The sequence below is a fragment of the Caulobacter sp. 05L422 genome, from assembly GCF_056397765.1.
Window position 1 is genome coordinate 80,765 of the sequence record NZ_JBFTOB010000012.1, and the last position, 22,957, is coordinate 103,721.

Here is a 22,957-nt window from a genome sequence, read left to right on the forward strand (position 1 = left end):
AACGGGCCGCCGGCGTGGCGGCCCGTCCCGATCGTTCCGGTCGCCTAGAAGGCGCCGGTGAACAGGCTTTCCGGCTGGGTGCAGATGTTGATGGGGTTCGATTGGGCCTCGATCGTGATCTCCTTCTCGCCGGTCGGGTCCAGGGTCGGCAGGATGTACTTGGGCTTGCCCTTGGTGTTGACCGCCGAGAAGTGAGGGGCCGGGGCGAAGCGGGTCATGAACAGGCCGGGCACGCCGCGCGGGATGAACCGGCACTTGTTGGACGGCACGGCCACGTCGCCCCACCCGCGGTAGTTGGTCCAGGTCACGCCGCCGTAGACGAATTCCTGGATCGGGCCGGTACGGCGCAGCGAGTTGGCCGCCTGCTGGTTGATGTAGGTCTGGCGAACTTCGGGGTGGTTGCGCAGCTTGTCGAAGAACTGGTCGCCGCAGAGCGAGTCGATGGCGCTCGGCGCGGCGCCGCCCAGGGAGTCGCGGATCTCGCGGGTGATCTCGGTGATGGCGGTGTCGATGATGCCGCCGTCGGTCTCTTCCCAGGCGTCGTTGAGGCCCAGCGACTTCTCGGCCGGCTGCGAGATCTCGAAGAGGTCGAACAGGTCCAGCAGGACGTCGCCGTTGGCGTCCAGGATGACGCCGTTGATGGCGCCCAGGCGGTGATATTCCAGAGTGACGTCCAGGTCACGGCTGAGCTCGACGATCATCTCGTCGCGCTTTTCCTTCACGCCCACCAGCATGGCCGGGGTGCCGAAGCCGCGAACGTTCTGCAGCATGTCCGGCGTCAGCGAGGCGGTGACCGGCAGGTGGGGGGCCTCGACGTAGACGGCATCGCGCTTGCCGCTGACACGCGGCGTGCCCGGGGAGCCCCGCGGCTTGGCCGGCACCAGCTGCAGGCGCGAGCCCTTGCGCTCGATCATCATCGAGGTGGTGCTGATGCCGCCTTCTTCGAAGATGCCCATCTGGGCCAGGACATTGGGAACATAGGGGACGCGATCGATCGCGGCCCCGAGCGACGTCGTGCGGAACAGGTCGCTCTTGAAGACGTCGGCGAGGGTGAAATCCATGGGGATGGTCTCTCAGGCATGGACGCACGACGGCCGCGCCTCCGATCGCTCGGAGGGCGGCGCGCTCTGTCCGTTTTCGGGATGGGTGGTGGTGCGCCGATTAGGCGCGGGCGATGATGCCCAGGGCCTTCAGCTGGACGATGCCGGCGGCCTTCTGGTTGTCGTTGAGGCCGGTCTTCCACTTCAGGAGCGCGGCGATGACCTCGGCGTCGCGTTCGATGTCCAGGGCGTCGACCGCGGCGTCGGTGGTCGTGACGTTGTCCCAGAGGATCCCCGAGACGTGCTCGAGGCCGTTGGTCGCCGTCGGATCCCAGGGCTTGGCCTGGCCGGCGTCGGCGGCGGCTGCCGCGCTAACCGTGATGTCGAAGCCGTCGCCGGCCACGAAATCGGTCGCGTCGGCGATGGTGAAGCCGAGGCCGCCGCCGGTGAACGCCACGCCGACGGTTCCGTGACCGATCTCGACGCCGCCCGGGTCGGCAACGACGAAGGCGCCGGCGTTGGCGGCCGGCTCGATGACCCGCACCTGGTACTTGCCGATCGGCGTGCCGGCGGCGACGGTGATCGCCGAGATCGCGCCGGTGCCGGTGTTGCCGGCCTGGGCGACGCCCGCGCCCGACAGGGCGCCCAGGGCGACGACGCCCAGGACGAGGCCGGCGAGCAGCGTCTGGTTGATGGCCAGCTTGGTGACGCCGCGCGAGCGGCTGCCGGCGGCTTCGGAGAGCAGGAACTCCCCGGCGTAGTTGCCTTCCTTGAGCATGGAGAGCTCCTTCTAGGGTGGGTTGATGGGAGTGTTGACCGCCAGCGCTACTTGCGCTGGCTGGCCTCGCGGCGGGCGGCGTAGATGTCGTCCGCCGCCATGGGCGTCTCGGTCGTGGCCGAGGTGGTGCCGCCCGAGCCCAGCTCCACCGGGTCCCTGGCGTTCATGCCGGCGATCAGGCCATCGGCGGCCTTGGGCCCGGCGGCGAGGATCGCCTTGGCATCCTCGGCCGACAGGGTGGTTTCGAAGGCCAGGTGGTTGGCCTGCGGCTCGCGGCCCTTGGCCTCTTCGCAGGTGGTGATCGCCTTGATCCGGGCCTGGGCGGCCTTGGTGGCCTCCGCGGCGACGGCGACGGTGTCCACCGTGGCCGCCGGAGCAGCGGCGGCGGGAGCGGCCGCGGCCGGGGCAGCCGGGGTGGTCGTGGCGGCGGGAGCGGGGGCCGGCGGGGCGGCCGGAGCGGTCTGGTCCGACATGGAACTGGATTCCTTACTTCTGTTGGGTTGGGTGCGGGCCGATCGGCCGGCCTTGAGGTCCGCGAGGGCGGTGGCGAAAGTGCCCACGCGGTCAGCCAGACCGGCGTCGACCGCCGCCTGTCCGATGAAGGTGCGCGCCTCGGTGGCGCGGATCTGCTCGTCGGTCAGCCCGGGACGCCCGGCCGCGACGGTTTGGACGAAGAGGTCGTAGAAGGCGTCGACCTCGGCCTGCATGTCGGCCGCCACGCCCTTGGGCAGCGGTCCGAACGAATGGCCGTCGACCTTGTGCGCGCCGGCGAAGATCAGGGTCGGCTTCAGGCCCGCCTTGGCCAGGCGCTCGGACTGGTCGACATGGAGCATGACGACGCCGATCGAGCCGGAGACCCCTGTCGAGGTCGTGACGATTTCGGTGGCGCCAGAGGCGATCGCGTAGCCGGCGCTCGCGGCCATGCCGTTGACGACGGCGATCACCGGTTTGACCGCGGCGACCTCGCGCACGACCTCGGCCGTCTCCATCGCCCCGACGGCCTCGCCTCCGGGCGTCTGCAGGTCGATGATGACCGAGGTCACGTCGCCGTCGCGCTTTGCGGCCTGCAGCTGGGCCTGGATCGCCTCGTACGAGACCAGGCCGCTGTTGGCGCCGATCCAGGCGCCGCGGTTCACCAGCTCGCCGACCACCGGGATCATCCCCACGCCGTCTTCGAGCCGGAAGAAGGGCTTGGACGAGCCGTCGGGCCCGACATGACGGCCTGTGAAGCGACTGGCCTCCGGCGTCGGCGACCTGGCCGCCAGCTCGCGTTCGACCGCGGCGGAGAAGTCGGCCGGGTTGAGGAGACTTTCGACTCCGGTCCTCGAGGAGAGAACCGAGGCGACGACCTCGGCCGCGCTGGGCAGGAGCAGCAGAGGGCGATTGAACAGACGGTTGGCGATACGGAGATACTGGCTCATGCCTGGCCGCCTTTCTGGGGCTTGGGGGCGGGGCGCGCTTCCTCGGCGGGGTCGTCCGGAGGCGGCGCGCCCTTGGCGCCGGCGCTGGAGACGACCGTCGGGTCGATCTGGGCGTCCCGCATCTCCTGGTCCTCGCGCTTGGCCTCGGAGAGCACGTTGCGAAAGCGGTAGCCGCGCTCGGCGCATTCGCGCCGGCGCGTGGTGATGCGCAGCGCCAGGCGCTCGCGCATGGCGTTGATCTCCTTGAGCTGGTCGACCTCGCCCAGGCCCTGGCCGATCCATTCGCCGGCGCAGTAGGCGGACTTGTTCTGCTCGAAGGGCGGGCCGCCGGCCGGCAGCTTCAGCAAGCCGCGAGCCACGGCCTCCTGGATGAGCGCCGTGCCGAACGGCATCACCAGCTGGGTCGAGAAGTGGCTCTTGCGGGCCGTGAAGCCGCGCTTGACGTCCAGCAGGCCCGCCCGGATGGAAGCGTAGTTCACCTGGCTGAGATCGCCCGTCAGCTGCTCGTACGAGAGGCCGGCGACGGCGGCGATGTTCCGAAGGCCCACCCGCACGAAGGGGTCGTAGACGGCGTTGGGGTGGTTGGGGCTGGTGAGCGTTACCTGCTCGTTCGGGTAGAGGAAGTTGATCTTCGCGCCCGCCATCCGGATCGGGTGCTTCTCGTGGTGGCCAAGTCGGCCTTCCTGGTACTTGGACATGCCCTCCGCGCCTTCGTCGTCGAGGGCTTCGGCAAGCTGGCCGTGATCGTTGGGGCTGGTGACGAAGGCGGCCATGATCGCGTTGATCAGCGCGGCCTGGGCCTCGGTCTCGTCGTAGCGGTCCAGCATCCGCATCTTCTTGAGCACCGACGCCAGCGCCGGCACGCCGCGGCGCTCTCCTGCCCGGGTCGGCTCGAAGGCGTGAACGACCTGGCGGCGGCTGTGGGCGGGCAACCTGACGTCACGGTCCAGGCAGACCCAGCGCATGTTGTCGCCGTCGTAACCCTCCGACGGGTGGGTCACGCGGATCCAGTAGCCGATCGGCGCGTGGTCGACGGGGTCGAGCACCACGCCGTCCTTAAGGAGCGCGGTGTTGATGTCGCCGGCGCGGTTGGACAGGCGATCGGGGTCGATGATGCTCAGCCAGGTGGCCAAGGGGCCGCCGCGCTCGCTCCAGCCGATCACCCCAACGGCGTTGCCGTCGGCCATGCGGTGGCGCATCGCCAGGGCCAGCTGCAGACCGAAGGGCGAGGTGCGCTCGCGGTCCAGCCAGCACTCCGGATCGGTGGTGACGTCGTCGAGGAAGGCCTCGACATCGGCCGACCACTCCGCCGCCGCCTCTTCGGTGATGCCCAGGCGACGCACGTTGGGCTGCGAGATGAACACCCAGCCCGCGCCGATCGTGGTGTCGACGTACTTGGTCATCGCCGCCGACGCCCAGCCGTTATTGCGGGCGAAGTCGTGGACACGCGTGGTGAGCATGTCGTAGTCGGCGCTGATCGCGTCGTGGCCGGAGTAGTTGTAGGGGTTCCAGGCGGCCAGATCCGGATCGCGGGTCGAAGCGCCTGCGAAGGGTCCCCTCAAGCCGTCATGCGCCGAGGGCGACGGCCGCGCGAACCCCTCCGAGAGCACCAGCGGCGTATAGGCGGGCCCTGGCCGGCCCTGACCGAAGGGGAGCGCCATCAGGTGCTCACCCGACGGCCACCGACGCGGCCGCCGATGCCAAGCTTGCCTTCCAGTTCGGCGATGTAGACGCGCAGTGCGTCCCTATCGACCTCGCTGTTGCGGATCTCCTGGTCGCCGTAGCGCGACTGGACGCGGGAACCGCCGACGGTCGCCTTGTGCAAGGACGCCTTGGCCTCGGCCAGCTGGGCGGTCAGCACGGCGCGTTCCGCGTCGCTCAGTGGCGCCATGGGCGTCTCCTAGTCTTGGTTCAGCGCGCCCAGACGGTCGCTCAGCGTCCTGGCCTTGCGCGGCGTGGACGCCGGCGGCGGCGATCGGGCGGGCTTGAGGGTGTCGGCGGGCGCCGGAAGGGCTTCGGAAGGCGCGGCGCGCGGTTTTTGGTCGCTGGCGGCCTGCTCGACCCGCTTGTTCAGCTGCAGGCCCATGTGGCGCAGGCCGCAGAGCGCGGCATAGGCGTACACGCGGCAGTCCAGGGCCTCGTTGGCGCGGCCCTTGATCGGCTCCCAGGTGCGGTATTTGTGGCCGCTGGCCACCTTGACGACGATTTTCTCGGCCAGCAGCTGGTGGAACCAGTCCAGGTCCCGATCGGCCGGGAAATGCATGTAGCCGGCGCCCGGATCGGTCTTGATCAGGCGGTCGCGGACCACGTCCTTGGCCGCGTTCGTGCCGATGATGGTCGGTCGGAAGCTCTTCTTGGTCTTCCGGGTCGGGATCTTGGTCGGCCAGACCGGCTGGCGCTGGCCGTTCTTCTCGCTGGCGCCCTTCACGGCCCAGACCCGGCGGCCAAGGCGGGCCTTCGAGAACTGGTAGACCGCTTCGGTGTGGTGACCGCCCGAGTCGATGCAGGTGGCAGCGACCTCGAGGCCTCGGCCGCCGGCCAGGCGCCAGATTTCCTTGAGGTGGCCGTCGACGGCGGACTGCACGACCGGATCGTCGAAGGCGCCGGGAACGACCTGGTAGTCGAGCGACCAGGACTCCTCGTCCCTGCCCCACCCCACGACCTCGAGCTCGACGCGATAGTCCTGGACGTCGATGCCGACGGTGATCAGGCCCACGCCATCGGGGACCGGGTCGGGCCACACCTCGCGCCGGGACGCCAGTTTGTCGACGTCGATGTTCTTCCCGCTGACGTACTTGTAGGTCTCGCCCTGCTGGGTGTTCCACCAGACCTTCTTCAGGTCCTCGTCGTTCTTGGCCGCCAGCCACTTCTTGGCCTGGTTGCGCGGCGCGTCCTTGGGCCACGGCGAATAGAGCTTTCCGGCCTGGAAGCCGGCGTGTTCGTTGTCGACCGCCCAGGTCCCGCAGCAGCGACACTTGGCCCGGTAGACCGCGAAGCGGTTGGAAGACCACCAATCCCATACCTCACCGACCGGTTCGGCCAGGCCGTCCTGGGCCCAGGCGGCCTGGTAGGCCGCCAAGGGCTCCTGTCGTTCGCCGCAGCAGGTGAAGGGTCGCGTCTGGTGCCAGCGGATGGTCGCCAGGGCCCTGAGGCGTTGTCCTTCCTCCCAGGCCTTGTCGCAGGCCTCGCAGTAGACCTTGGCCGTCTTGGGCAGGTGCTCGCCTTCCGGCGTCTTCTCCCATCGGACGTGCTTGAAGAAATCCAGGAACTGACGGTGCGCGCAGTGCGGGCACTCCACCGAGGCCCGGCGCTGATCGGATTCGAGGTAGCTGGCCTCGATCCGGCTCTCGTCGGCGATCGTCGGCGAGCAGACCCGCACCGACAGCCAGTTGACGGCGGTGGCCATCCGCTCGTCGCCGATGGCGATACCGTCGCCCTCGCGGGTGATCGGGTATTTGTCGACCTCGTCGTAGAGGACGATGCGGACCGGCCGGCGGGCCAGGTTGTCCGGGCTGCCGGCCCCGGCCAGAGCTAGAAAGCCTCCGGGGAACGCCTTGTAGAGCAGCGTCTCGTCGGACGAGCGGGTCTTTCCCGTGCCGATCAGGTCCCTCAGGACCGGCGTGGCGCGGATAAACGGGGTGATCCGTTCCTTGGAGAACTGCTCGGCCGCGTCCTCCTTCGGCTGCACCAGCAACATCGGGCAGGGATCGAGGTGGACGTGGTAACCGACGATGTTCTCGATCGTGGCCGTCTTCAGCAGCTGGGTGGCCACCTGGGCGGTGATGATGTGGACGCCCGGTTCGGTGGGGGCCAGAAGCACGCCCCGGGCGATCTCCACCCGCGACGTCGACCATTTGCCCGAGCTGTTGCCCGCCTCCTTGGCGTGCTTGCGGTACTCATCCGCCCATTCGGGGATGCTGATGCGCGGCGGAGGCGTCCAGCCGCGCCTCCAGGCGCGTCCTAGGCGGTCAATCGCTGTCGTCGTCGAAGCTGGGTTCCGTTTCGCCGAACTCGACGATCTGCTGGTGGACATGCGCCGTGAGGGCCTCCACGACCATGTCCGGCTCCACGCCTAGATCCGCGGCGAGCAGCGGGCCCACGCGGGTCGGAAACGCCATCCAGATGTCGCGCATCGTCCGGGCTTGCTTGAAAAACTCTTTCTCGGCGGTCTCGAGCTCGACCAGCTGGCCGGACATCCGCCGCATCTCGAGAAGGCGTCGCGCCGCCAGGGCGTTTTCCTTGACCGTGGCCGCCACCACGATCGACGCGTACTTCCCGGCCAGCAGGTTCTCGATGAAGTCCTCGAGCGCGGCCTCGTCATCGATCTCGATCGCCGCCCTGGGCGCGACAACCAGGTTGTCGCCGGGATCAGGCTGGTTGTCGGTTGTCGGTTGTCGATCGACAACCGGCGCTGCGTCCTTGAAGCGGCCCAGGCCCGCATGCTCGAGCACGCGATCGCTGCGCTCGGTGTCGATCTTTCCCTCGCGCAAAGCCAAGTAGCCCTTGGCTTTCCACTTCCCGACGGCCTGTTTGCTGACGCCATGCAGCTCGGCGAATTCGGCGACCGATACGAGGCCCACGACAACCTCCGTCAACCGACAACCGACTTTCGCGATTCATAGCTGGGATTCACAAACGGCTCTGCCCGTCCGTATTGCACCGGGCCGGGGAAGGACCCGTGCGCCTGCACCCTTCCGACCTGCACCGAAGGAGTGTCAGGTCGGGCGCCGGGCCCGGCTCGCGGCGGCCCGTCGAGCCCTGCGGTTCGGCCGGGGTGCCAGGCCTTCGGCGACAATCGCCCCCTTGCCCCACCCGGCGATGTCGAACTCGATGCGGTCCTCGGCCAGGTCTACGCCCAAGACGATCGGCTCGTCGGGATAGAGGGGCGCCACCCTGCCCTGCGAAAGCCACTCCGTCCCAGGCCATGGTTTGCCATCGAACATCGCATGCCTCCAATGGCGGGTGCCGGGTTCCCACCGGCTGCGGGCTCTTCACCCTCTGGCGCAGTAACAGCCTGCGCCAGCTGACAGCGAACCGCCACGCTGCTGGCCTACTAGGGGCAGTCCGGCCTTCGACTATCGCGCCTTGACCATCAACCCACCCCGTTCGCTCGGGATCGTGGGCGCACGCTAGATCAGCGGATGGCCAGTAACTAGCCGCCCTACCCCTCAGGCTCGAAGGCCGTGAGCAGCCTTGAGAGTTGCCCACGCGAGCGCTGCAGCCATGCTGCAAACTCCATTACCGACGCCCCGGGTTCGGTCCAGGACGTCGGCCATCCCATAAGCAGTTCGTAGAACAGCGGGTTGGGCCTCAGGGCGGACAGCAAGTAGCCGTTCCCACCTTTGAAGCTCACCCGGACCGGGAGCGAAGAGCTCGGCCTGGCCGCAGACAGCGGGATCCCCATCGCCTGCAGGACCAGGAAGAGCATGGTCCACACCCGGGCTGACCAAGAGACCGGGAACTGCCCCCCGCTGTCCGGATCGATGTCCGCCGGCGCTACCAGCTTGATGGAGCTCCCCTGGACCATCAGGTCGGTCTGATAGCCGCTGTCCCTGGCCGTTGGCGTGGGCCAGGACGAAGAGCCGGCGACGCCGATGGCTAGCGCCCGCTTCTCGCGCCGTGAAGATGCCGACCTTTGACGTGAAGCCCAGGCCGCCAAGGTCTCCGACGACGTCGGCCAGTCCCAGATCGACGTGGCCTTCGACATTCTCGAGGAAGACCCACTCGGGTCGGACCTGGTCGATGATCCGAGCGATGGCAGGCCAGAGGTGGCGGGGGTCGTCGGATCCTCGCCGCCGGCCGGCCAGGCTGAACGGCTGGCAGGGATAGCCGGCAGCGATGAGATGAACGCGTCCACGCCAAGGGCGGCCGTCGAAGGCTCTAAGGTCACTCCAGACAGGCGCTTGACCCAGGGCTTGGTCCGCCATCCGTGCCACGAGAGTGGCCGCAGCGTGGCTTTCCCGCTCGACGAAACAAACAGTTCGATAGTTGGGCTCGGCGATATGGACGCCGAGGTCGAGGCCCGCGTAGCCGGCGCAGAGCGAGAGCCCCCGGAAATCATCGGGCTCGGGGACGAATTCGGAACGTAGAGCCACAAGGCGTGCTCCCTTCTGCCGGCGTGCCGGCGTTAGGGCTCAGAGGCCTCGGATTGTTGGTGGCGCCGCAGCGCCGGCATTTGATCTCGATCGACCCCGAGAGGGCCCGCCGATCGGCCTTGAACAGCAACGCCCCGCAGGGGTTGCAACGGATAGACTCCATGGATGGACTCAACGTGGAGATCCCCCGCCGGTCGGACCGGTGGCGGGATCAGAGGGGCTGCTAGCGCCCCAATGTGCGGGCTCCACTCCCGCGGCTCAGGGCGATGCGAACGCCCTGGCCCCCGCCAACAATGCGGCGGGGGTATCTCGATGTGGAAGGTCAGGGAATCTGGCAAGGTGCCCCGCATGGAGGCCTCACCCATGTCCCAGCTCCAAGACTTCGCCCAGGCGGCCGCCGAAGCGACCAAGGCGCCCTTCCCGATCGTCCTGCTCCTGACCATCGAAGGCGTCGATGTCATGGCCAGAAGCGGAGACGAGGAGCTCAACCGCCTCTGCACCTGGTCCGAACTCGACGGCGCCGCTCCGATGCACCTGACGCATGTCGTCAAGGAGGTCATCGAGACCGTGAGACGAGAACGGGAGGACGCCATCGAGGAGGCCTCCGGCGCCCGGCCCATCCGGCCCCCACGGCGCCTGCCCTAGCCCGTGATGATCAGCTCCTTGGCCGCTGTGGCGCCGCCGCTGACCGTGTAGGTCACGTCGGCGCCCTCCATTTCGAAGGCGGCGAAGAGCTCGCGGACCTCGGGCCGATCATTGATCGACAGGATGAACCGGCCCTTCAGGCCAGCCAGGACCTCCGCCATCTCGATGAACTCGTCCCGGCTGAACATGTCGGGCCCGTAGTCGCCCTCGCAGCCGTAGTACGGCGGGTCGAGGTAGAAGAGGGTCTCCGGGGTGTCGTAGCGCTCGACGAAGGCCCGCCAGCGAAGCCGCTCGATCGTGACCCCCGCCATGCGCTCGTGCAGCTGCTCGAGCTCGCCCTGCAGGCGGGTCACGTCGATCCGCCCTGGGCGATGGCGGCTAACCCCGAAATTGCGTCCTGCGACCTTCCCGCCGAAGGCCGCTCGCTGCAGGTAGAGGAACCGGGCCGCTCGCTGCAGGTCGGTCAGCGTCTCGGGATCGACGGCGACCAGACGCTCGAATTCGGCCCGGGTGGTGATCTGGAATCGGAGCATGTCCAGGAAGGCCACGAAGTGCACCTGCAGGATCCGGTAGAAGTTGGAGACGTCGCGGCTCCAGTCGTTGATGACCTCGGCCTGGGGCCTGGCCGCGCGGCGCAGGAAGACACCGCCCATGCCGACGAACACCTCGGCGTAGGTCCGGTGGGGGATCGTTTCGATCAGGGCAGTCAGACGGCGGGACAGATTGCGTTTGCCGCCGATGTAAGGGGCGACCGGGCGCACGGGCGCGACCGGCCTCAAGGGGCTCGACTCCATGTGGGACTCAACTTCGGATGGCCCCGCCGGTCGGACCGGTGGCGGGGCGGAAGGGGCGTGCACCCCTGGACGTGCGAGGTGCGAGCCTCGCGGCTCAGGGCGTGACAGCGCCCTGGCCCCCGTCGCATTAACGGGGAGATCAAATGGACATCGCCAGCGGACTAGTTGCCCTCGGGCAAGTCGCGAGCGTCATGAAGACCGTGGTCGAGGTCGATAAAGCATTCGACGATGCCAAGTTCAAAGCTCAGATGGCCGACGCGCTTGTTGCGGTAGCGGACGCGAAGAACGCGCTGCTCGATGCACGTGAAGAGCTTCGAAAGAAGGATGAAGAGATCGCCCGCTTGGCAAAACAGTTCGCATTCAGAGAGGAGCTGGTCGAGGTCAAAGGGATGAAGTATCGCAAGAACATTGAGACCGGGGGACCTCAGGGGCTGCCGTTCTGCTCGCGCTGCGAGGAAGTTGACGGACGCTACCTTCAACTAGCCAGGACGATGCCAGCGAGGAACATGGCCTGCCCACACTGCAAAGCCATGTGGATAGGGCTTCCTGAGTTCAACTAAGCGGTCGCCAGATCCAGGCGCACGTTCTGCCACTCGTCCTCAGACTTGACCCTCTTGGCCAGGCGGACGTAGCGCTTGGTTCCGACGACCCGGATGCTGTCGCGGATGGCGTCCATGCCGCGCAGCCACTTCTCGTCGGCGATGTTCAGCGCCAGCAGCGACAACAGGGCGCCGCGGTTGATCTGGCCCGCCTTGTCGACGCGGAATGCGTTCTCGACGATTGCGACCAACTCGGCCCGGCTGGTGCTGGCCCAGTCGTGCACGCACTCCATGACCAGGTCCTTGGCGACCTTCAGCTCCTCACCAAAGGCGATCTGGTCGGCGACCTGGACGAGGATCCGCATCCTGCCGTCGTAGGTCGCCAGGGTCTGGTTACCCTTCTCGCCGCGCGGCTTCTGCTCGTACTTCTCCCAGACCAGGTCGTTGAAGGCGTCGACCGCCGAGAACATATCAACCTTCAGCTGGGCGAGCACGGCGGCGGCCGCCTCGGCCTTGGCCATCAAGTCGCGCACCAGCTGGTCCTCCAGCTTGGCCTTGTCCTTGACCATCGAGATCGGATCCAGGCCGCCTTTGGCGTTGCGCATGTACTCGAGGCCGTTGACGATCTCGACGCCCGGCGGAAGCACAACCGGCTTCTGCAGCTTGGTGGTCTCAGCGTCGGACATTCGGCGCCCTCCAGGTCGTCAGGTCTTTCCGGGGCCCATCGCCCCGCAGGCGCTTGGCCATCTTCCGAAGCCGTACGGCGACGTCGTTCTTGATCTCGTGGAACCGCTCAGGCTTGCCGAACAGCATGGCCAGCTTGTTGACTTCGTCGGCCAGGGCGTCGGCTTCGGCCGCTTCGTCCTGGACGCTCACCGGAAGATCCTCACGAGCAGCAGCTGAAGGCGAAAGCACCAGGTGGATGGGAGACCCATCCAATGGAGCAGGTTCAGCGGCCCGACGATCGGGTTGAATTCGGAGTCCTGGGCCCGGAGCTCGCGCCGATCGAAGCCAAGAGCGCACATGCGGGCCAGTTGGTCGTCGTTCGCGGCCTCCTCGAGGGCGAGAAGCTCCGCCAGGTCGGCGTCGCCGACCGGCTTCACAGGCCCGCCCTGCCGGCGGCGTTCTTGCGGAAGCGCTCGGCCTCCTCGATGTAGCCCATGGTGGTCTGGACGTTCTTGTGTCGGGCATGCCGCATGAGGACGTCTCCCGCCGCGCCGCCGCGTGCGGCGCTGGTGATCAGGCCGCGGCGAAGGCTGTGGCCCGCGAACTGAGAAGCGCTGAAGCCGGCGCGTTCGACGGCGCGCTTGACGATGCGAACCATCGCCTTCTCGCCGATCGCGGCGCCGGCGATGTTCCCGTGCTTGTCAATGTGCCGCCAGATGCGGCCGGTGCGGATGTTCGCGGTCTCCAGCCACGCCTGCAGCGCGGCCACCGGACACACGGATTTGCCGAACGGGATCGCCACGACGGCGCCCTTCCCTTCCTGGTCGCCCTTGGCGCGGCCCAGGTGAATTTCCATGCCGTCGCTCACGAAGACCACCAGGTGCTCGTCGACGCCGGCCGTGCCGATCGCCAGCGCCGCCAGCTCGCCACGCCGCAATGCGCCGGCGAAACCCGCCAGGATCAGCGCCCGATCGCGAACGCCGGCGGCGCCAGGCGGCAGGCGTTTGAGCACCTTCTTCAGATCGTCGGTCTGCAGCGCGCGCTTCTTGCGCGGCGGCCGCCCCAGTGTTCGGCGAATTCCGGCCCAGACGCGGTCGAGATCCGGATGCTCCGGTGCGACCTCTCCCGATTCTGTGTGACTCCACCGAATGGCGGCCAGGTGCTTCGCCAGCGTCGACGTCGCGAGCTTGGGCGCGCGAGCGGTCAGATACAGGGCGACGTGGGCCGGATCCGCCGGGAGCGGGCAAACGTCGACGCTGGCGCACCAGGCTCGCCATTCCCGCAGAGCGCTCTCGTACGCGCGCCGGGTGCTCGGCGACGTCGCCGCCTGGGCGAAGTCGCGAAGGGGTTCGGCAAGGCTGGCGAACTTGACGCAGCCAGACGCCGCGACCGTCGCGATCGCGTTATCTGGCATGCGAATCCTGTGTTTCTCAGGGTCCGAGAAGTGTAATTCTTGGACGCTGGACGGCGGCTCGTTGGCGAACACGGCGCCCGCCTATGGGAGGCCCGATGCCGCGCTACCTGAAGAGCATTACAGCGATTGGTTGGGACCTAGACGGCCTGAAGGCCGAGGTGACCTGGCTCGAACCGACCAGCAGGGAGGAGAGGATCCCGCTCGTGGGCGGCGGCTTTGACGTAATCGACGTGCCGGACACCCGCGCCACGACCGTAACGCAGACCTTCACGGACGAGGCGCACCTAAGGGACTACGCTCGGCGGCACGACCTTGACTAGGGCGATCGGGGAGAGGTTAGCAACCCGAAGGTGATGTCGGGATCGTCCAGAGCGGCGGCGAAAGCACTCGACATTCGGCGCGCGTCGGAGATGTCCACGGTGACCGACAGCGAATGCAACACGTCCAACAAGGTGAGCGTCACCTTGCCATCCGCGTGAACACACCAATGCAGTCCGACGTTCTCCGGCATTGACCGTCTCGCTTCGGTGGGTCGGGAGGGAGTCGAACCCCCGGTCCCCCTTCTCGGCCACGCGCGGCTCCAAGGGACTGTGCGCGCCAGAGGGTTTAAACCGCTCACCCACCGACGCCGCGATTTATGCATGGAAATGCATAAATATGCATAGCCCCGGCGCCTGGAGATCGACCATGCTCAGCAAGGACAGCGACTACCTGGAGGGTCTGGACCAGGACGACCTGGTGCGGATCATCTACACCCTGCTCCGGCGCGCCGGCGGGTCGGCCACGATCGAGCTCGACGAACAGCGCCAGCTCGACGAGGTTCCGGTGTACTTCACGGTCCACCGAGGCCTCGACAGAGCGTTGACGTTCGAAGCGGTCCGCGACCCGGTGATCAGCGCGCCGGCGACGGAGCCCGGCACCCGCGAAGCTCGAAAGACCCTGCAGCGGCCACCGCCACCGCCGCCGCCCAGAGGTTAGGCGGCGTCCGACTTGGGCCCGAACCTGATGAAGAACGGCGCGGCGTAGAAATAGCCCGGCGCTGCGAGCTTCAGCGTTCCCGCGTTCAACAGCTCCACGAAACGTTGCTTCTGATCTTCGCTCAGATGCTCGAAGTAGAACTTCTCGGTGTTCGTCGCCGTCTGGGCGCTGATCAGGATGGCCTCGCCGTTGGCGATGGCGCGGTCGGCGCTTTCCTTCATCCAGGTACGCTCGATCAGCGCGCGGTGCTCCTCGGACGCGGTGACCCAGCCGCCGCCGCTGCGGACGGCGCCCATGCCGCTGACGACCGGCTGGCCGACATCACCACGCGGCAGGTCGACATAGACCTTGTAGCTCTTGTCGGTCGGGGTCAGCTGCAGGCCGGCCTCGGCCGCGGCCATGAACGCGTCGGGGTGCAGGCTGCCGCAGTAGGAGCACGTCTCCTTGCCGTGCCCGTCGCGATCGTCGACGCGCCAGGTCGCGACATGCGAGACCTGGAACGGCAGGACGGCCCCGCGCTGTTGCGGGCAGATCGATGCGGCGTCCGTCATGGGCGTGCTCCGGGTGGGGGTCCGCAGGCCGTGCGTCAGGCGGCTTAGGCGGTTTCGCGAACGCTGCCGGACAGCACGCGATGACCGCGCTGCATCACTGGCCCGATATCGCCGCCGCTGCGGATGGTGGGTGACTCATCCTGAGTCAGATGAAGGCCGACTTGGTCGGCGAAGTGGGTATGGCGCCCGCTTGGATGGGCATGGCGCCCATCCTCAGCCGGCGATCCAGATCCGACGGAAGGTCACATCGTCGAGCGAGCAGCGCAGGCGCTCGAATTCATCGTCGCCGCGGCGACGGTGCTCGAGCAGCTCGGCGCAGTTTTCGAGCTCGCAGACGCCGCACGGCACGCCCAGGGCGCGCTTGGCGGCGATCAGGTCGGCGACCGGCGTCACGCGCTGGATCAGCCGGCCCGGCTCTGCGGCCGCGTCGGCGGCGAGACCGGACCCGGCTGGAGCGGGGCGCCGGCCGGCCACGGGCGAGGTGTGAATTCAGCGACCGTCTGCCGGTCGCGCACGTCACAGTCAGCCGCGATCGCGCGCAGCTTCTGCAGCACATTGGGCGTCATGACGATGTCCAGAAATGCGAAAGCCCCGGCCGGTGGGCGCGGGGCGATCGGGGAACCGATGATGCTGCGGGTGGCGCAGCTCGGCATCTGAAGCAATGTGAACCACTTTCTGGTCCAACTTTCAAGTCCACCAGCTGGCGACGTCGCCGAAGTGGTCGTCCAGGAGGTCCAGGGCGATCCTCAGCGACGTCTCGATTTCCTCGGCCTCGCGGCGCACCTCGGTGATCTCCTGCGGCGTCAGGCCCCGCCCGCAGACCAGGTCGCAGGCCAGGATCAAGCCCGTGTGGAAGCCCAGGGCGCCCCGCGCGGCCGCCAAGAGCTCGCGCGCCTCGACGATGATCGCCGAATAGTCGTTCAGCATCAGCGCGCCGCCCGTGCCCCGCACCCGGTCCAGGTCGCCGAGCGCCGAAGGGATGGCCACGCCGTTCGAGATCGTCGACACGCGGTAGAGTCGGCCATAGGCCTCGCCGCGGGCGGCCTGCCGGCGATTGATCTTGCCCTTGCTGCCCAGGCTCTGCAGCCCGGTCTGCCGGCGAACATAGGAACCGGTTTTGATTAGGCGCCGGGGCTCGAGGTCGGACGCGGGCCGGGCGGAGGCGGAGGCCCGGGCGTTGGCCTTCCGATTTCGTTTCCGCTCAGCCACAGACGCCATGAGAACACCCCTAGAACATCGCTCAACCTAAGCCATGCGGTGGAATGTCGCAATTTCCGGTGAAGCCTAGCGCAGCCGGGCCGGCAGGCCGGGCAGGAGCGCGGCCGGCGCGACCTCGAGCGCCAGGGCTAGGAAGTGCAGCGTCTCGCGCGACGCCGACTTCTTGCCGTCCTCGAGCTCGGAGAGGTAGCCCTGGCCGATCGCGCCGGCGGCGGCCAGCTTGACCTGCGTCATGCCGCGATAGCGGCGCCACGCGCGCAGCGGGCTGTCACCGCCCGCGATCATCGCCGCCACCTGGTCAGGCCGGCGCCGAGGGTCCGCCGCGCGATAGGCCAGCAGCTCGTCGTACTCGGCCCGGGTGATCACGATCTGGTCGTCTGAAATATCGCTCATGGCGATATGTTGCCCGCCGCCGGCCCGCGCGCAAGACAATATCGCTGACAGCGATACGTCGCCGGCAGGCGATCGACGACCTGGTGAGCCGCGCCCTGGGCGCTTGGCGAACCCGGGGCGAACCCCAGGTTCGCGCAGGCGACAATCGAGTGCTCTTCCCCGAAGAGCCATCCGGTGGTTCCGCCGCCGGGGTGCGTCCGGACCTGACGCCCCGGCCTGTCAGGAAGGCCATGCCGGCCCCCGCCGGGACGAAGCGCGCGCCGAAGGCGGTCGCGCTGAGGACACGGGGGCTCGGCCCGGGCGGCTGAGTGCAGCGCCTGCGGTTCTTGGCTCCGTGTCGGGGTTCTGTTGCGGGTCTGAATAATGTTGTCGGCCGGCAGGCCGACGCCTTTTCCCTTCTTCTGTATAGACGCCAGTCCGGGATTCTCGACCCCGGGGGAAATCACGTTATGACGAGTCCGTGGCCGCCTGGCCGGCGGCCCCAGCCTGGACGGCCGGCGCTTTTGCGAGGGCCTTCAGGACGGAGGGGGGGTCGCCGCCCCTGCCCTTCCATCGATCTTCCAGCTCCGCCTTTCGGCAACGCTCGGTGAAGTCGGCGCGGGCCCGGCGATCGGCCTCGGCGGCCTCGTCCTCCCTGGGCGCGCGCTTGCCCCGCCACTTGTCGATCAGCGCCGCGGCCGCGTTGGGCAAGGCCATGTAGTAGAAGTTGCTGGTCTGCTCGACCTGGGGCCCGCGCAGCCCCTTCTTGCCCGTCTCGACATAGCGCCGGTCCCAGGTCAGGAACCCGGCCTTCTTCAGGCGCTTGAGCCCCTCGACGACGGATCGCACCGTGCAGCCGACGAGCTCGGCGATGTGGGCCAGCGTCGGATAGACCTGGCCGCGCATCTTGGCGGCGAAGGCGAGCAGCTGGCCGAGGATCTCGCGATCATGGCGCGAGAACATCCAGCTGTCCTTGTCGCCGTCCTTGGCCTTGGCGCCCCAACGCTGCTGGGCGCGGCGCCGCTCGACGGCGAGCTTGTCGAACGCGTCCAGGCGCAGGCGCCGCTGGGTCCAGGTGACCGGTACGGGGCGTTCCCCGCCTTCAGGCACGCTCCCGCGCCGAACAGGCGAACCTGTGCGGCGGTGGGCGGGCTCGCGGCGCTTGGCCTTGACCTGGTCGCGATGCGGCCGAAGGTCGATCTCCACGACGGCGTCGGTCATGGCCGCCCCCGCTCGATCGCGGCCTCGGCCGATCGGATCTGGTCCTTGATCTTGGCGAGCAGGGCCAGCAGCTGGCGCTTCTCGACACGGGTGACCACGTCGTCCGCCACGGCTGAGCGGGCATAGGCCTGGAGGCTGGCGGAGATCTCGGTCAGGGACGACGTCTCGTCGACCAGCCGGCCGGGCTCGACGGCCGACGGTCGGTTCTCGACCAGGCCCCGGCTGTAGATCGGATCGCCGCAGTACTCCTCCAGGTCGGCGATGATGTCGGCCGGCATGTAGGCGTCGCCGGTCTCATCCTCGAACTCATAGAGCCGGGAACGTTCTAGGCGGCACAGGGCCGCTGCCTTTCGCGCACCTCCGCAGGCCCGGATCAAGTCGCGGGCGAGCTGAGCGTGCTGCGCATTGCTCATGGCGTGCACAGGTGGACTCTCGTCAAAAGAGTCCGGCAGACGACTCCCCCCGTCCACGCGCACAGTGACGCTCTCGAAAACGACGCGCGGAAAGCCGTGCTTCGGGCGCAAAGGGGCTCGTCCGCTTCCACAGGTGTGGCGCGGCTGGGCGCTGTGCGACCGGCAATAGGCTTCTCGCGCGCTGCCTCAGGAGCGGCGCGTGAACGGAAGGACCGTTGACGGAATCTATGGGGATGAAGCGAAGGGCGACGCCGCCCCGCCACTCAGGTCAGGCGACCTGGGCGACGGCGGCGTCGGGCGTGCGCCCCCCGCGGATGTGATTTGGGATCGTGCGGCCCTGTCGCTCACGGTCCAGGGCCAGGCGCGCCAAGAGGCGGCGGCGAAGGTTCGGCAACCGCCGGTCGGACGGGCGGCGCGAGAGCGGTCCGTGCGCTTGAGCACGAATCGGGAACAGTTCAGAACGAAGATGATCGGGCGTCGGGACGGGGCTCAGCGCGTAGCGTTTCCGCCCCATGCGCTATGTCCCTGCCGCGGGCGCTTGACCGCCGAGCTGGGCCTCGAAGCAGGCCTGCGCCAACGCCATACGGTCGGGCGTGGAGGCCTTCGCTCGTTCACGACGCAGTTCCTCGGCCAGCTTGCCGGTGCGCAGCTCTTGCAGGATCTGCTCGCGGATGAACTCGCGCTGGACCGCCCGGTCGGACTCCAGGGCCTCGGCGATCATGCGCTCGGCCTCGCGACGCTGGGCGGCGCTGAACCACGTGACCCTCCGGCCGGGCGCGAAGGTGCTCATGCCGCCCGCCCAGTGGCGATCCGGCCGGCCCGTGTGACGCAGGGGCCGGCCGGTGCCTGGCCGACACGGATGCTCGTCACGCGGCGGCAAGGGGGATTCAATCTGAAGGAGTTTGACGCGCAACCGAAGGTTGGCAGACTGTTGCCAAGCTTGGCGGTGGGGCTCATCCGAGAGAGCAGTGGTTCTCGGGGAGTAGAGTTTTGGACTGTACAGGCGCGGCGTCGAGCAGCGGGAATGCTGAACAAGACGCGATTACCCACGAACTCATGGCCCTCAACAGCATCGTGGCCGAATTTGGAAAGATCATCGATCAGCTCGCACCCGGCGAACTTGATCGATCTCTTCAGATCACGCGGCTGCGGCTCCAACAAATCGAAGCTGGTCGGACCGAACGGCGGGATCCAAGCGAGGACCTGGTGTTGCGCTTCAGGATCGCCCTGCTCGAAAGGGCGCTCGGCCGAACGCCCACCCAGGCGGCCTAGATCGGGCGCGCGGCGGGCGGTCATTGCGTGCTCGCCGGCTTGGCGGCTCGACCGGCGAGCCGATCGGCGAAGCCCTTCAGCAGGGCGGCGTCATCAGGCTCGACCAACGAGAGCGCCGGGACCTTTCCGGCCGATCGCGCTTCGATCTTCAGGGCCAAACGCAGGCCGCAGGTCTCTCGGCCGCGCTCGATGGCGCTCAGGTAGCCCTTCGACCGGAGTCCGAGCTCCTGCGCGAACGCGTGTTGCGTCAGTCCTTGCGACTCTCGAAAGGCGGCCAGTTCCATGAGAAGGCATGGTTTGGATATTTCAAACTTCGAGTCAAGGGCCGGGGTTTGGTTTTCCCCTCCCGACGCAGCAACGGCCGAGGCGCATCATCTGTGGATGACCCACACGACCGGCGACTGGTACCTGAAGGAGTGGCTGAGCGAGGCCGGCAAGATCCAGGCGTCGCTTGTCAACGAGCTGGGCTGGGACAAGGCCCGGGCCAACTTCATGTACCACGGCAAACAGTCCTATAAGCGGGATGACATCCGCCAGGTCGCCGAATGGCTGGGCATCGAGCCTTACGAGCTGCTGATGCCCCCGGAGAAGGCCATGGCGGTCCGGCGCCTGGTCGCCACCGCCGAGGCCATCGTGGCCGACAACAGCGCCTCTGATCGCTTCCTGCCCAAGCCCGGCCCGATAGCTCCGTCGCGGCGCACGGGCACCCACGGCTAGGCTCTAGCCAGGCCGCGGCGAGAATCATCCGGACCGACGAGAGCCTCTTCACGCCCGTCCTGGGAGGACCTGCGGCAAAAAGGTTCGGAATTTTCAAACTGGCCGCTTGACAGGAAGTTTGATTTCCCCAAACCTTGCGCTGTCCACCGGGTCAGCGCGTACCGCATTCCCCCCGAGATGCGGAGATGACCCTCTCATCGGCAGGCCCGGTGGACATCCTCTCACCAGGAGTCTGCCGTGGCCGACGGATCCGGGACTGCCCACGCCGATGTTCTCAACCAGACGGCGCAGAGCCAGCTGAAAAGCATCATCGACCGCGTGGAGCGGCTCGAGGTCGAGAAGGCCGAGATCTCCGAGCAGATCAAGGACGTCTACCTCGAGGCCAAGGGCAACGGCTTCGACGTCAAGATCCTGAGGAAGGTCGTTCGCCTCCGCAAGACCGACCGCGCCAAGCGCCAGGAAGAGGACGCGATCCTCGACCTCTACCTGTCGGCCATCGGTGAAATCTGATGACCGAGCCGGATCCCGTCGATCTCGAGCTGGCGCATCGCTTCGCCGCCTGGCTGGCGCGCGACCCCGCCACCTTGCATCCGCACCGTAAACTCCTTCGCGCCATGGCGCGCCTCGGCGCGCTGACCCGCGAGACCGCCCGTGCCTGCCGCGCCATCGACGGCGCCAGCTCCAGCGCACTGCGCTCCTGCATGGCCCAGGGCCTTGTCCGGGCCCGCGTCGCCGGCGACGGCTGCTTTCGCTACTGGCTCACCGACGCCGGCGTCGAGGCGGCGCAATGAACGCGCCGCTCCCCAAGCCCGACCAGTACGTCCAGGTCACCGGCTCGCCGCACCTGCAGGCGGTGGAGAAGTTCGGCCGTTCGGCCCTGGACGCCACCAGCTGGCCGTTGCCGATCGAGCTGGTGCTCGCCCTGCCCACGTCCTCGACGATCGCCGCCTGGGCCGAGACGCGGATGCTGCGGGGGGAGCGCCCCCTGCCCCTGGCCCAGACCTTCTGGCGCCATGGCCGCCTGTTCACCACCGTCGAGTTCGCCGGCGGCGGACCCGGCCTGTTCTTCGCCCTCGATGTCTGGGCCCGGAGCAAGCCATGAGCCGCGTCGCCCATTTCGCTCTGTCGCTCGCTTCGGTTGCCGGCGCTTGCTGGCTGGTGATCGTCGCGGCCGCCGTCCTGACCGGAGGCCCCCTTTGACCGCCGTCCTTCGTCACAGCCGCCGTAGCGCCGACGCCTGGATCCTGAAGATCCATCCGAACGACGGTCGCTACATGGAAGAGTTCAAGGTCTCCACGCCCGAGCTGCGTCGCTTCGCTTGGGCTCTCCTGGCCGACCTGGATCCCGAGGAGGCCCGGGCGGCCGCCGACGAGGAGGGCCTCGACCTCGCGCACCTGACCCAGCCCCTTCACCCGGTCAAGGGGCGACCGGTGGGCGCTGAGCGGACTGAACAACGTGTCGGCGCCGTGCCCAAGCCCGGCACCAAGAAGTACCGGGTCCTGACCCTGCTGGCGGAAGGCCTCCACACCAGCGCTGCCATCAAGGCTAGAGCGCCGGAGATCAAGAACCTGGAAGCCCTGCTCTGGGAGATGCGTCAGGGCGGCCTTGTCCGTCGCATCAACGAGCAGCACGCGATCCCGGCGCTGCACGACCTCACCCCCGCCGGCCGGGCTGTCGCGCCGGCGGTAGTCGCCACCTCGGAGGCCGCATGAACCCCGCGCCCTTCCAGCCCCCGCCTGGCGCGCGCCTCGCGCGGCGCTCATCCCGGCGCATCTGGCGGACCCTCGCCCGCCATGCCCGCGACATCCTCCTGGCCGTGGCCGCCCTCGCCTTTTTCGCTGCCGCGCCGTGGCTCGAGGAGCACGCGGCCCTGCTGATCACGTCCCTGCTGCGATGAGCCGGCGCACCGACATTCCCGGCGCCGTGCCGACCTGCGTCAAGTTGCTGATCGGCGGCGTGGCGTGGGTGCTGATCATCGCAGGAATCTGGGCCCATTTCCTGGGGGTCTTCCGATGAAACCCCACGATCTGGACAGCATGGTGCTCACCCACGCCGAGCGGCGTCTGGAGCTGACGACCAGTCGGGGCTTGCAGAGCACCATGCGGCTCAACGGCGACTCCGCCGCCCTGGTGACCGAGCTGCTGCGCCTTGCCGTCCTGGGCGCCGAGGTCGAAGCGGCCGTCGGCGCCAATCCCCGCATGCGGGTCAACACCGCAGCGTCCTGCGCCGCCATCCGGTGGCGCGCGATCAACGAGAGAGCGGGCTGATGCTCAGCACCCTCCACCACAACCTTCTCTGCCTGGCGGTCATCGTCGTTGGTTTCGGCCAGGCCGCCCTCATCGCTGTCCAAGGGAGCTAACCATGTCCAAGTCCAAACTCGCCGTCGTCCCCTCCGCCGCCCGCACGCCGGCCGCGGTCGACCTGCACGTCGGCGCTCGGATCCGCGTCCTTCGTAAGATGCAGAACGTCAGCCAGGAAAAGCTGGCCGACGCGCTCAACCTGACCTTCCAGCAGGTCCAGAAATACGAGCGTGGCGCGAACCGCGTCAGTGCTTCGAAACTCTACGACATCGCCGTCTACCTGCGCGTCAAGCCGGGCTACTTCTTCGAGGGCCTGGCCGAGGTCGCCGACGATGGTCGCCCGACCAGCGATCCCATCCAGCAGTTGGCCATGGCACCGGGCGGCGTCGAACTGGCCCAGGCCTACCTGGCCTGTGACTCCGTCCGCCGGCGCTCGATCGAGAACGTCGCCCTGGTGGTGAAGGACACCATGGGGTTTGACCCCGCCGACCAGCTCGTGGCGGCCTAGCCGTGGGAGACCTCG

The 22,957-nt window shown here is 68.1% G+C and carries 37 protein-coding genes; 13 read left to right on the forward strand and 24 right to left on the reverse strand.

Annotated features, from left to right (window positions below; all coding sequences use genetic code 11):
- Positions 1-44: 44 nt before the first annotated feature.
- The 9 genes from AC1DMQ_RS12950 to AC1DMQ_RS12990 form a co-directional block, all read right to left on the reverse strand.
- On the reverse strand, positions 45-1,061 hold the full coding sequence (locus AC1DMQ_RS12950) for a major capsid protein (protein WP_477033968.1): 1,017 nt from the start codon (positions 1,059-1,061) through the stop codon (positions 45-47).
- 100 nt (positions 1,062-1,161) lie between these two features.
- Positions 1,162-1,818, reverse strand: a complete 657-nt coding sequence (locus AC1DMQ_RS12955; RefSeq protein ID WP_477033969.1) for a head decoration protein — start codon at positions 1,816-1,818, stop codon at positions 1,162-1,164.
- Between the two features lie 47 nt (positions 1,819-1,865).
- Positions 1,866-3,239: a S49 family peptidase gene (locus AC1DMQ_RS12960; protein WP_477033970.1), complete on the reverse strand. Its 1,374-nt coding sequence runs from the start codon at positions 3,237-3,239 to the stop codon at positions 1,866-1,868.
- On the reverse strand, positions 3,236-4,900 hold the full coding sequence (locus tag AC1DMQ_RS12965) for a phage portal protein (RefSeq protein ID WP_477033971.1): 1,665 nt from the start codon (positions 4,898-4,900) through the stop codon (positions 3,236-3,238). Before AC1DMQ_RS12965 ends, AC1DMQ_RS12960 begins: the two co-directional genes overlap by 4 nt.
- Complete coding sequence (gene gpW / locus AC1DMQ_RS12970; RefSeq protein WP_477033972.1) at positions 4,900-5,130, reverse strand: gpW family head-tail joining protein; 231 nt, start codon at positions 5,128-5,130, stop codon at positions 4,900-4,902. Before gpW ends, AC1DMQ_RS12965 begins: the two co-directional genes overlap by 1 nt.
- 9 nt (positions 5,131-5,139) lie before the next feature.
- On the reverse strand, positions 5,140-7,272 hold the full coding sequence (locus AC1DMQ_RS12975; protein WP_477033973.1) for a phage terminase large subunit family protein: 2,133 nt from the start codon (positions 7,270-7,272) through the stop codon (positions 5,140-5,142).
- Entirely contained in the window at positions 7,208-7,819 is a 612-nt protein-coding gene (locus AC1DMQ_RS12980; protein WP_477033974.1) for a hypothetical protein, read from the reverse strand. Before AC1DMQ_RS12980 ends, AC1DMQ_RS12975 begins: the two co-directional genes overlap by 65 nt.
- Positions 7,820-8,407: 588 nt before the next feature.
- Positions 8,408-9,334, reverse strand: a complete 927-nt coding sequence (locus tag AC1DMQ_RS12985) for a DNA cytosine methyltransferase (protein ID WP_477033975.1) — start codon at positions 9,332-9,334, stop codon at positions 8,408-8,410.
- Positions 9,297-9,497, reverse strand: a complete 201-nt coding sequence (locus AC1DMQ_RS12990) for a Com family DNA-binding transcriptional regulator (RefSeq protein WP_477033976.1) — start codon at positions 9,495-9,497, stop codon at positions 9,297-9,299. Before AC1DMQ_RS12990 ends, AC1DMQ_RS12985 begins: the two co-directional genes overlap by 38 nt.
- 200 nt (positions 9,498-9,697) lie before the next feature.
- Between AC1DMQ_RS12990 and AC1DMQ_RS12995 the strand changes: the two genes are divergently transcribed.
- The gene (locus AC1DMQ_RS12995; RefSeq protein WP_477033977.1) at positions 9,698-9,979 is read left to right on the forward strand and encodes a hypothetical protein; all 282 of its coding nucleotides are present in this window, start codon (positions 9,698-9,700) and stop codon (positions 9,977-9,979) included.
- Here the strand turns inward: AC1DMQ_RS12995 and AC1DMQ_RS13000 are convergent.
- Positions 9,976-10,773 (reverse strand): DNA adenine methylase, encoded by a 798-nt coding sequence (locus AC1DMQ_RS13000; protein ID WP_477033978.1) that lies wholly within the window; start codon positions 10,771-10,773, stop codon positions 9,976-9,978. The two genes, AC1DMQ_RS12995 and AC1DMQ_RS13000, sit on opposite strands and share 4 nt — an antisense overlap.
- 143 nt (positions 10,774-10,916) lie before the next feature.
- On the opposite strand from AC1DMQ_RS13000, the gene AC1DMQ_RS13005 reads away from it, so the two are divergent.
- The gene (locus AC1DMQ_RS13005) at positions 10,917-11,333 is read left to right on the forward strand and encodes a hypothetical protein (protein ID WP_477033979.1); all 417 of its coding nucleotides are present in this window, start codon (positions 10,917-10,919) and stop codon (positions 11,331-11,333) included.
- On the opposite strand, the gene AC1DMQ_RS13010 is transcribed toward AC1DMQ_RS13005, so the two are convergent.
- Genes AC1DMQ_RS13010 through AC1DMQ_RS13025 form a run of 4 tightly spaced genes read right to left on the reverse strand, consistent with a single transcriptional unit; the run spans position 11,330 to position 13,464 of the window.
- Positions 11,330-11,998, reverse strand: coding sequence for a DUF3164 family protein (locus AC1DMQ_RS13010; protein ID WP_477033980.1), 669 nt, complete (start codon positions 11,996-11,998; stop codon positions 11,330-11,332). The genes AC1DMQ_RS13005 and AC1DMQ_RS13010 overlap by 4 nt on opposite strands.
- On the reverse strand, positions 11,985-12,188 hold the full coding sequence (locus tag AC1DMQ_RS13015; RefSeq protein WP_477033981.1) for a hypothetical protein: 204 nt from the start codon (positions 12,186-12,188) through the stop codon (positions 11,985-11,987). Before AC1DMQ_RS13015 ends, AC1DMQ_RS13010 begins: the two co-directional genes overlap by 14 nt.
- Positions 12,185-12,415 carry a hypothetical protein gene (locus AC1DMQ_RS13020; RefSeq protein WP_477033982.1) on the reverse strand — a complete coding sequence of 77 codons (231 nt, stop codon included), beginning with the start codon at positions 12,413-12,415 and terminating at the stop codon, positions 12,185-12,187. Before AC1DMQ_RS13020 ends, AC1DMQ_RS13015 begins: the two co-directional genes overlap by 4 nt.
- Positions 12,412-13,464: a site-specific integrase gene (locus AC1DMQ_RS13025; RefSeq protein WP_477033983.1), complete on the reverse strand. Its 1,053-nt coding sequence runs from the start codon at positions 13,462-13,464 to the stop codon at positions 12,412-12,414. The genes AC1DMQ_RS13020 and AC1DMQ_RS13025 overlap by 4 nt, the downstream gene beginning before the upstream one ends.
- Before the next feature lie 23 nt (positions 13,465-13,487).
- On the opposite strand from AC1DMQ_RS13025, the gene AC1DMQ_RS13030 reads away from it, so the two are divergent.
- A complete protein-coding gene (locus AC1DMQ_RS13030; protein ID WP_477033984.1) occupies positions 13,488-13,712 on the forward strand; it encodes a hypothetical protein in 225 nt (74 codons plus the stop codon).
- On the opposite strand, the gene AC1DMQ_RS13035 is transcribed toward AC1DMQ_RS13030, so the two are convergent.
- Positions 13,709-13,903, reverse strand: a complete 195-nt coding sequence (locus AC1DMQ_RS13035) for a hypothetical protein (RefSeq protein ID WP_477033985.1) — start codon at positions 13,901-13,903, stop codon at positions 13,709-13,711. The genes AC1DMQ_RS13030 and AC1DMQ_RS13035 overlap by 4 nt on opposite strands.
- 176 nt (positions 13,904-14,079) lie before the next feature.
- On the opposite strand from AC1DMQ_RS13035, the gene AC1DMQ_RS13040 reads away from it, so the two are divergent.
- Positions 14,080-14,370 (forward strand): hypothetical protein, encoded by a 291-nt coding sequence (locus AC1DMQ_RS13040; protein ID WP_477033986.1) that lies wholly within the window; start codon positions 14,080-14,082, stop codon positions 14,368-14,370.
- On the opposite strand, the gene AC1DMQ_RS13045 is transcribed toward AC1DMQ_RS13040, so the two are convergent.
- The 8 genes from AC1DMQ_RS13045 to AC1DMQ_RS13080 all read right to left on the reverse strand — a co-directional run bounded on the left by AC1DMQ_RS13045 (position 14,367) and on the right by AC1DMQ_RS13080 (position 18,935).
- Positions 14,367-14,921, reverse strand: a complete 555-nt coding sequence (locus tag AC1DMQ_RS13045) for a hypothetical protein (protein ID WP_477033987.1) — start codon at positions 14,919-14,921, stop codon at positions 14,367-14,369. The genes AC1DMQ_RS13040 and AC1DMQ_RS13045 overlap by 4 nt on opposite strands.
- Before the next feature lie 213 nt (positions 14,922-15,134).
- Positions 15,135-15,314 (reverse strand): hypothetical protein, encoded by a 180-nt coding sequence (locus tag AC1DMQ_RS13050; protein ID WP_477033988.1) that lies wholly within the window; start codon positions 15,312-15,314, stop codon positions 15,135-15,137.
- An 8-nt stretch (positions 15,315-15,322) separates the two neighbouring features.
- Complete coding sequence (locus AC1DMQ_RS13055) at positions 15,323-15,487, reverse strand: hypothetical protein (protein WP_477033989.1); 165 nt, start codon at positions 15,485-15,487, stop codon at positions 15,323-15,325.
- A 121-nt stretch (positions 15,488-15,608) separates the two neighbouring features.
- Complete coding sequence (locus tag AC1DMQ_RS13060) at positions 15,609-16,139, reverse strand: hypothetical protein (protein ID WP_477033990.1); 531 nt, start codon at positions 16,137-16,139, stop codon at positions 15,609-15,611.
- 66 nt (positions 16,140-16,205) lie between these two features.
- Entirely contained in the window at positions 16,206-16,532 is a 327-nt protein-coding gene (locus tag AC1DMQ_RS13065) for a helix-turn-helix domain-containing protein (RefSeq protein ID WP_477033991.1), read from the reverse strand.
- Between the two features lie 447 nt (positions 16,533-16,979).
- Positions 16,980-17,732 (reverse strand): helix-turn-helix domain-containing protein, encoded by a 753-nt coding sequence (locus AC1DMQ_RS13070; RefSeq protein WP_477033992.1) that lies wholly within the window; start codon positions 17,730-17,732, stop codon positions 16,980-16,982.
- Positions 17,729-18,010 carry a hypothetical protein gene (locus tag AC1DMQ_RS13075; RefSeq protein ID WP_477033993.1) on the reverse strand — a complete coding sequence of 94 codons (282 nt, stop codon included), beginning with the start codon at positions 18,008-18,010 and terminating at the stop codon, positions 17,729-17,731. Before AC1DMQ_RS13075 ends, AC1DMQ_RS13070 begins: the two co-directional genes overlap by 4 nt.
- A gap of 652 nt (positions 18,011-18,662) precedes the next feature.
- The gene (locus tag AC1DMQ_RS13080; RefSeq protein WP_477033994.1) at positions 18,663-18,935 is read right to left on the reverse strand and encodes a hypothetical protein; all 273 of its coding nucleotides are present in this window, start codon (positions 18,933-18,935) and stop codon (positions 18,663-18,665) included.
- A gap of 266 nt (positions 18,936-19,201) precedes the next feature.
- Here AC1DMQ_RS13080 and AC1DMQ_RS13085 point away from each other — a divergent pair, with 266 nt between their 5' ends.
- Positions 19,202-19,417 (forward strand): hypothetical protein, encoded by a 216-nt coding sequence (locus AC1DMQ_RS13085; protein ID WP_477033995.1) that lies wholly within the window; start codon positions 19,202-19,204, stop codon positions 19,415-19,417.
- A 20-nt stretch (positions 19,418-19,437) separates the two neighbouring features.
- On the opposite strand, the gene AC1DMQ_RS13090 is transcribed toward AC1DMQ_RS13085, so the two are convergent.
- The gene (locus tag AC1DMQ_RS13090; RefSeq protein ID WP_477033996.1) at positions 19,438-19,701 is read right to left on the reverse strand and encodes a helix-turn-helix transcriptional regulator; all 264 of its coding nucleotides are present in this window, start codon (positions 19,699-19,701) and stop codon (positions 19,438-19,440) included.
- A gap of 97 nt (positions 19,702-19,798) precedes the next feature.
- Between AC1DMQ_RS13090 and AC1DMQ_RS13095 the strand changes: the two genes are divergently transcribed.
- The 8 genes from AC1DMQ_RS13095 (at position 19,799) to AC1DMQ_RS13130 (ending at position 22,942) form a co-directional block, all read left to right on the forward strand.
- Entirely contained in the window at positions 19,799-20,134 is a 336-nt protein-coding gene (locus AC1DMQ_RS13095) for a hypothetical protein (protein ID WP_477033997.1), read from the forward strand.
- Positions 20,135-20,371: 237 nt separating this feature from the next.
- The gene (gene gapR, locus AC1DMQ_RS13100; RefSeq protein WP_477033998.1) at positions 20,372-20,644 is read left to right on the forward strand and encodes a nucleoid-associated protein GapR; all 273 of its coding nucleotides are present in this window, start codon (positions 20,372-20,374) and stop codon (positions 20,642-20,644) included.
- The gene (locus AC1DMQ_RS13105; RefSeq protein WP_477033999.1) at positions 20,644-20,925 is read left to right on the forward strand and encodes a hypothetical protein; all 282 of its coding nucleotides are present in this window, start codon (positions 20,644-20,646) and stop codon (positions 20,923-20,925) included. The genes gapR and AC1DMQ_RS13105 overlap by 1 nt, the downstream gene beginning before the upstream one ends.
- Positions 20,922-21,236, forward strand: a complete 315-nt coding sequence (locus tag AC1DMQ_RS13110) for a hypothetical protein (RefSeq protein WP_477034000.1) — start codon at positions 20,922-20,924, stop codon at positions 21,234-21,236. The genes AC1DMQ_RS13105 and AC1DMQ_RS13110 overlap by 4 nt, the downstream gene beginning before the upstream one ends.
- 94 nt (positions 21,237-21,330) lie before the next feature.
- On the forward strand, positions 21,331-21,846 hold the full coding sequence (locus AC1DMQ_RS13115) for a hypothetical protein (protein WP_477034001.1): 516 nt from the start codon (positions 21,331-21,333) through the stop codon (positions 21,844-21,846).
- Positions 21,843-22,031, forward strand: a complete 189-nt coding sequence (locus tag AC1DMQ_RS13120) for a hypothetical protein (protein WP_477034002.1) — start codon at positions 21,843-21,845, stop codon at positions 22,029-22,031. Before AC1DMQ_RS13115 ends, AC1DMQ_RS13120 begins: the two co-directional genes overlap by 4 nt.
- A gap of 115 nt (positions 22,032-22,146) precedes the next feature.
- Positions 22,147-22,401 carry a hypothetical protein gene (locus AC1DMQ_RS13125; RefSeq protein WP_477034003.1) on the forward strand — a complete coding sequence of 85 codons (255 nt, stop codon included), beginning with the start codon at positions 22,147-22,149 and terminating at the stop codon, positions 22,399-22,401.
- 94 nt (positions 22,402-22,495) lie between these two features.
- Positions 22,496-22,942: a helix-turn-helix domain-containing protein gene (locus AC1DMQ_RS13130; protein WP_477034004.1), complete on the forward strand. Its 447-nt coding sequence runs from the start codon at positions 22,496-22,498 to the stop codon at positions 22,940-22,942.
- Positions 22,943-22,957 lie beyond the last annotated feature (15 nt).

Coding starts and splice junctions, on each gene's coding strand:
- AC1DMQ_RS13005 (WP_477033979.1), top strand. CDS start 10,917: ATGGACATCGCCAGCGGACTAGTTGCCCTCGGGCAAGTCGCGAGCGTC.
- AC1DMQ_RS13080 (WP_477033994.1), bottom strand. CDS start 18,935: ATGAGCACCTTCGCGCCCGGCCGGAGGGTCACGTGGTTCAGCGCCGCC.
- AC1DMQ_RS12950 (WP_477033968.1), bottom strand. CDS start 1,061: ATGGATTTCACCCTCGCCGACGTCTTCAAGAGCGACCTGTTCCGCACG.
- AC1DMQ_RS12960 (WP_477033970.1), bottom strand. CDS start 3,239: ATGAGCCAGTATCTCCGTATCGCCAACCGTCTGTTCAATCGCCCTCTG.
- AC1DMQ_RS13040 (WP_477033986.1), top strand. CDS start 14,080: ATGCTCAGCAAGGACAGCGACTACCTGGAGGGTCTGGACCAGGACGAC.
- AC1DMQ_RS13000 (WP_477033978.1), bottom strand. CDS start 10,773: ATGGAGTCGAGCCCCTTGAGGCCGGTCGCGCCCGTGCGCCCGGTCGCC.
- AC1DMQ_RS13125 (WP_477034003.1), top strand. CDS start 22,147: ATGAAACCCCACGATCTGGACAGCATGGTGCTCACCCACGCCGAGCGG.
- AC1DMQ_RS13035 (WP_477033985.1), bottom strand. CDS start 13,903: ATGCCGGAGAACGTCGGACTGCATTGGTGTGTTCACGCGGATGGCAAG.
- AC1DMQ_RS12965 (WP_477033971.1), bottom strand. CDS start 4,900: ATGGCGCTCCCCTTCGGTCAGGGCCGGCCAGGGCCCGCCTATACGCCG.
- AC1DMQ_RS13030 (WP_477033984.1), top strand. CDS start 13,488: ATGCCGCGCTACCTGAAGAGCATTACAGCGATTGGTTGGGACCTAGAC.
- AC1DMQ_RS13070 (WP_477033992.1), bottom strand. CDS start 17,732: ATGACCGACGCCGTCGTGGAGATCGACCTTCGGCCGCATCGCGACCAG.
- AC1DMQ_RS12955 (WP_477033969.1), bottom strand. CDS start 1,818: ATGCTCAAGGAAGGCAACTACGCCGGGGAGTTCCTGCTCTCCGAAGCC.
- AC1DMQ_RS13095 (WP_477033997.1), top strand. CDS start 19,799: ATGACCCACACGACCGGCGACTGGTACCTGAAGGAGTGGCTGAGCGAG.
- AC1DMQ_RS13060 (WP_477033990.1), bottom strand. CDS start 16,139: ATGGCGTCTGTGGCTGAGCGGAAACGAAATCGGAAGGCCAACGCCCGG.
- AC1DMQ_RS13130 (WP_477034004.1), top strand. CDS start 22,496: ATGTCCAAGTCCAAACTCGCCGTCGTCCCCTCCGCCGCCCGCACGCCG.
- AC1DMQ_RS13090 (WP_477033996.1), bottom strand. CDS start 19,701: ATGGAACTGGCCGCCTTTCGAGAGTCGCAAGGACTGACGCAACACGCG.
- AC1DMQ_RS12995 (WP_477033977.1), top strand. CDS start 9,698: ATGTCCCAGCTCCAAGACTTCGCCCAGGCGGCCGCCGAAGCGACCAAG.
- AC1DMQ_RS13105 (WP_477033999.1), top strand. CDS start 20,644: ATGACCGAGCCGGATCCCGTCGATCTCGAGCTGGCGCATCGCTTCGCC.
- AC1DMQ_RS13110 (WP_477034000.1), top strand. CDS start 20,922: ATGAACGCGCCGCTCCCCAAGCCCGACCAGTACGTCCAGGTCACCGGC.
- AC1DMQ_RS13120 (WP_477034002.1), top strand. CDS start 21,843: ATGAACCCCGCGCCCTTCCAGCCCCCGCCTGGCGCGCGCCTCGCGCGG.
- AC1DMQ_RS13065 (WP_477033991.1), bottom strand. CDS start 16,532: ATGAGCGATATTTCAGACGACCAGATCGTGATCACCCGGGCCGAGTAC.
- AC1DMQ_RS13055 (WP_477033989.1), bottom strand. CDS start 15,487: ATGACGCCCAATGTGCTGCAGAAGCTGCGCGCGATCGCGGCTGACTGT.
- AC1DMQ_RS12990 (WP_477033976.1), bottom strand. CDS start 9,497: ATGGAGTCTATCCGTTGCAACCCCTGCGGGGCGTTGCTGTTCAAGGCC.
- AC1DMQ_RS13085 (WP_477033995.1), top strand. CDS start 19,202: ATGGCCCTCAACAGCATCGTGGCCGAATTTGGAAAGATCATCGATCAG.
- AC1DMQ_RS13075 (WP_477033993.1), bottom strand. CDS start 18,010: ATGCCGGCCGACATCATCGCCGACCTGGAGGAGTACTGCGGCGATCCG.
- AC1DMQ_RS13045 (WP_477033987.1), bottom strand. CDS start 14,921: ATGACGGACGCCGCATCGATCTGCCCGCAACAGCGCGGGGCCGTCCTG.
- AC1DMQ_RS13010 (WP_477033980.1), bottom strand. CDS start 11,998: ATGTCCGACGCTGAGACCACCAAGCTGCAGAAGCCGGTTGTGCTTCCG.
- AC1DMQ_RS12975 (WP_477033973.1), bottom strand. CDS start 7,272: ATGTCCACCAGCAGATCGTCGAGTTCGGCGAAACGGAACCCAGCTTCG.
- gpW (WP_477033972.1), bottom strand. CDS start 5,130: ATGGCGCCACTGAGCGACGCGGAACGCGCCGTGCTGACCGCCCAGCTG.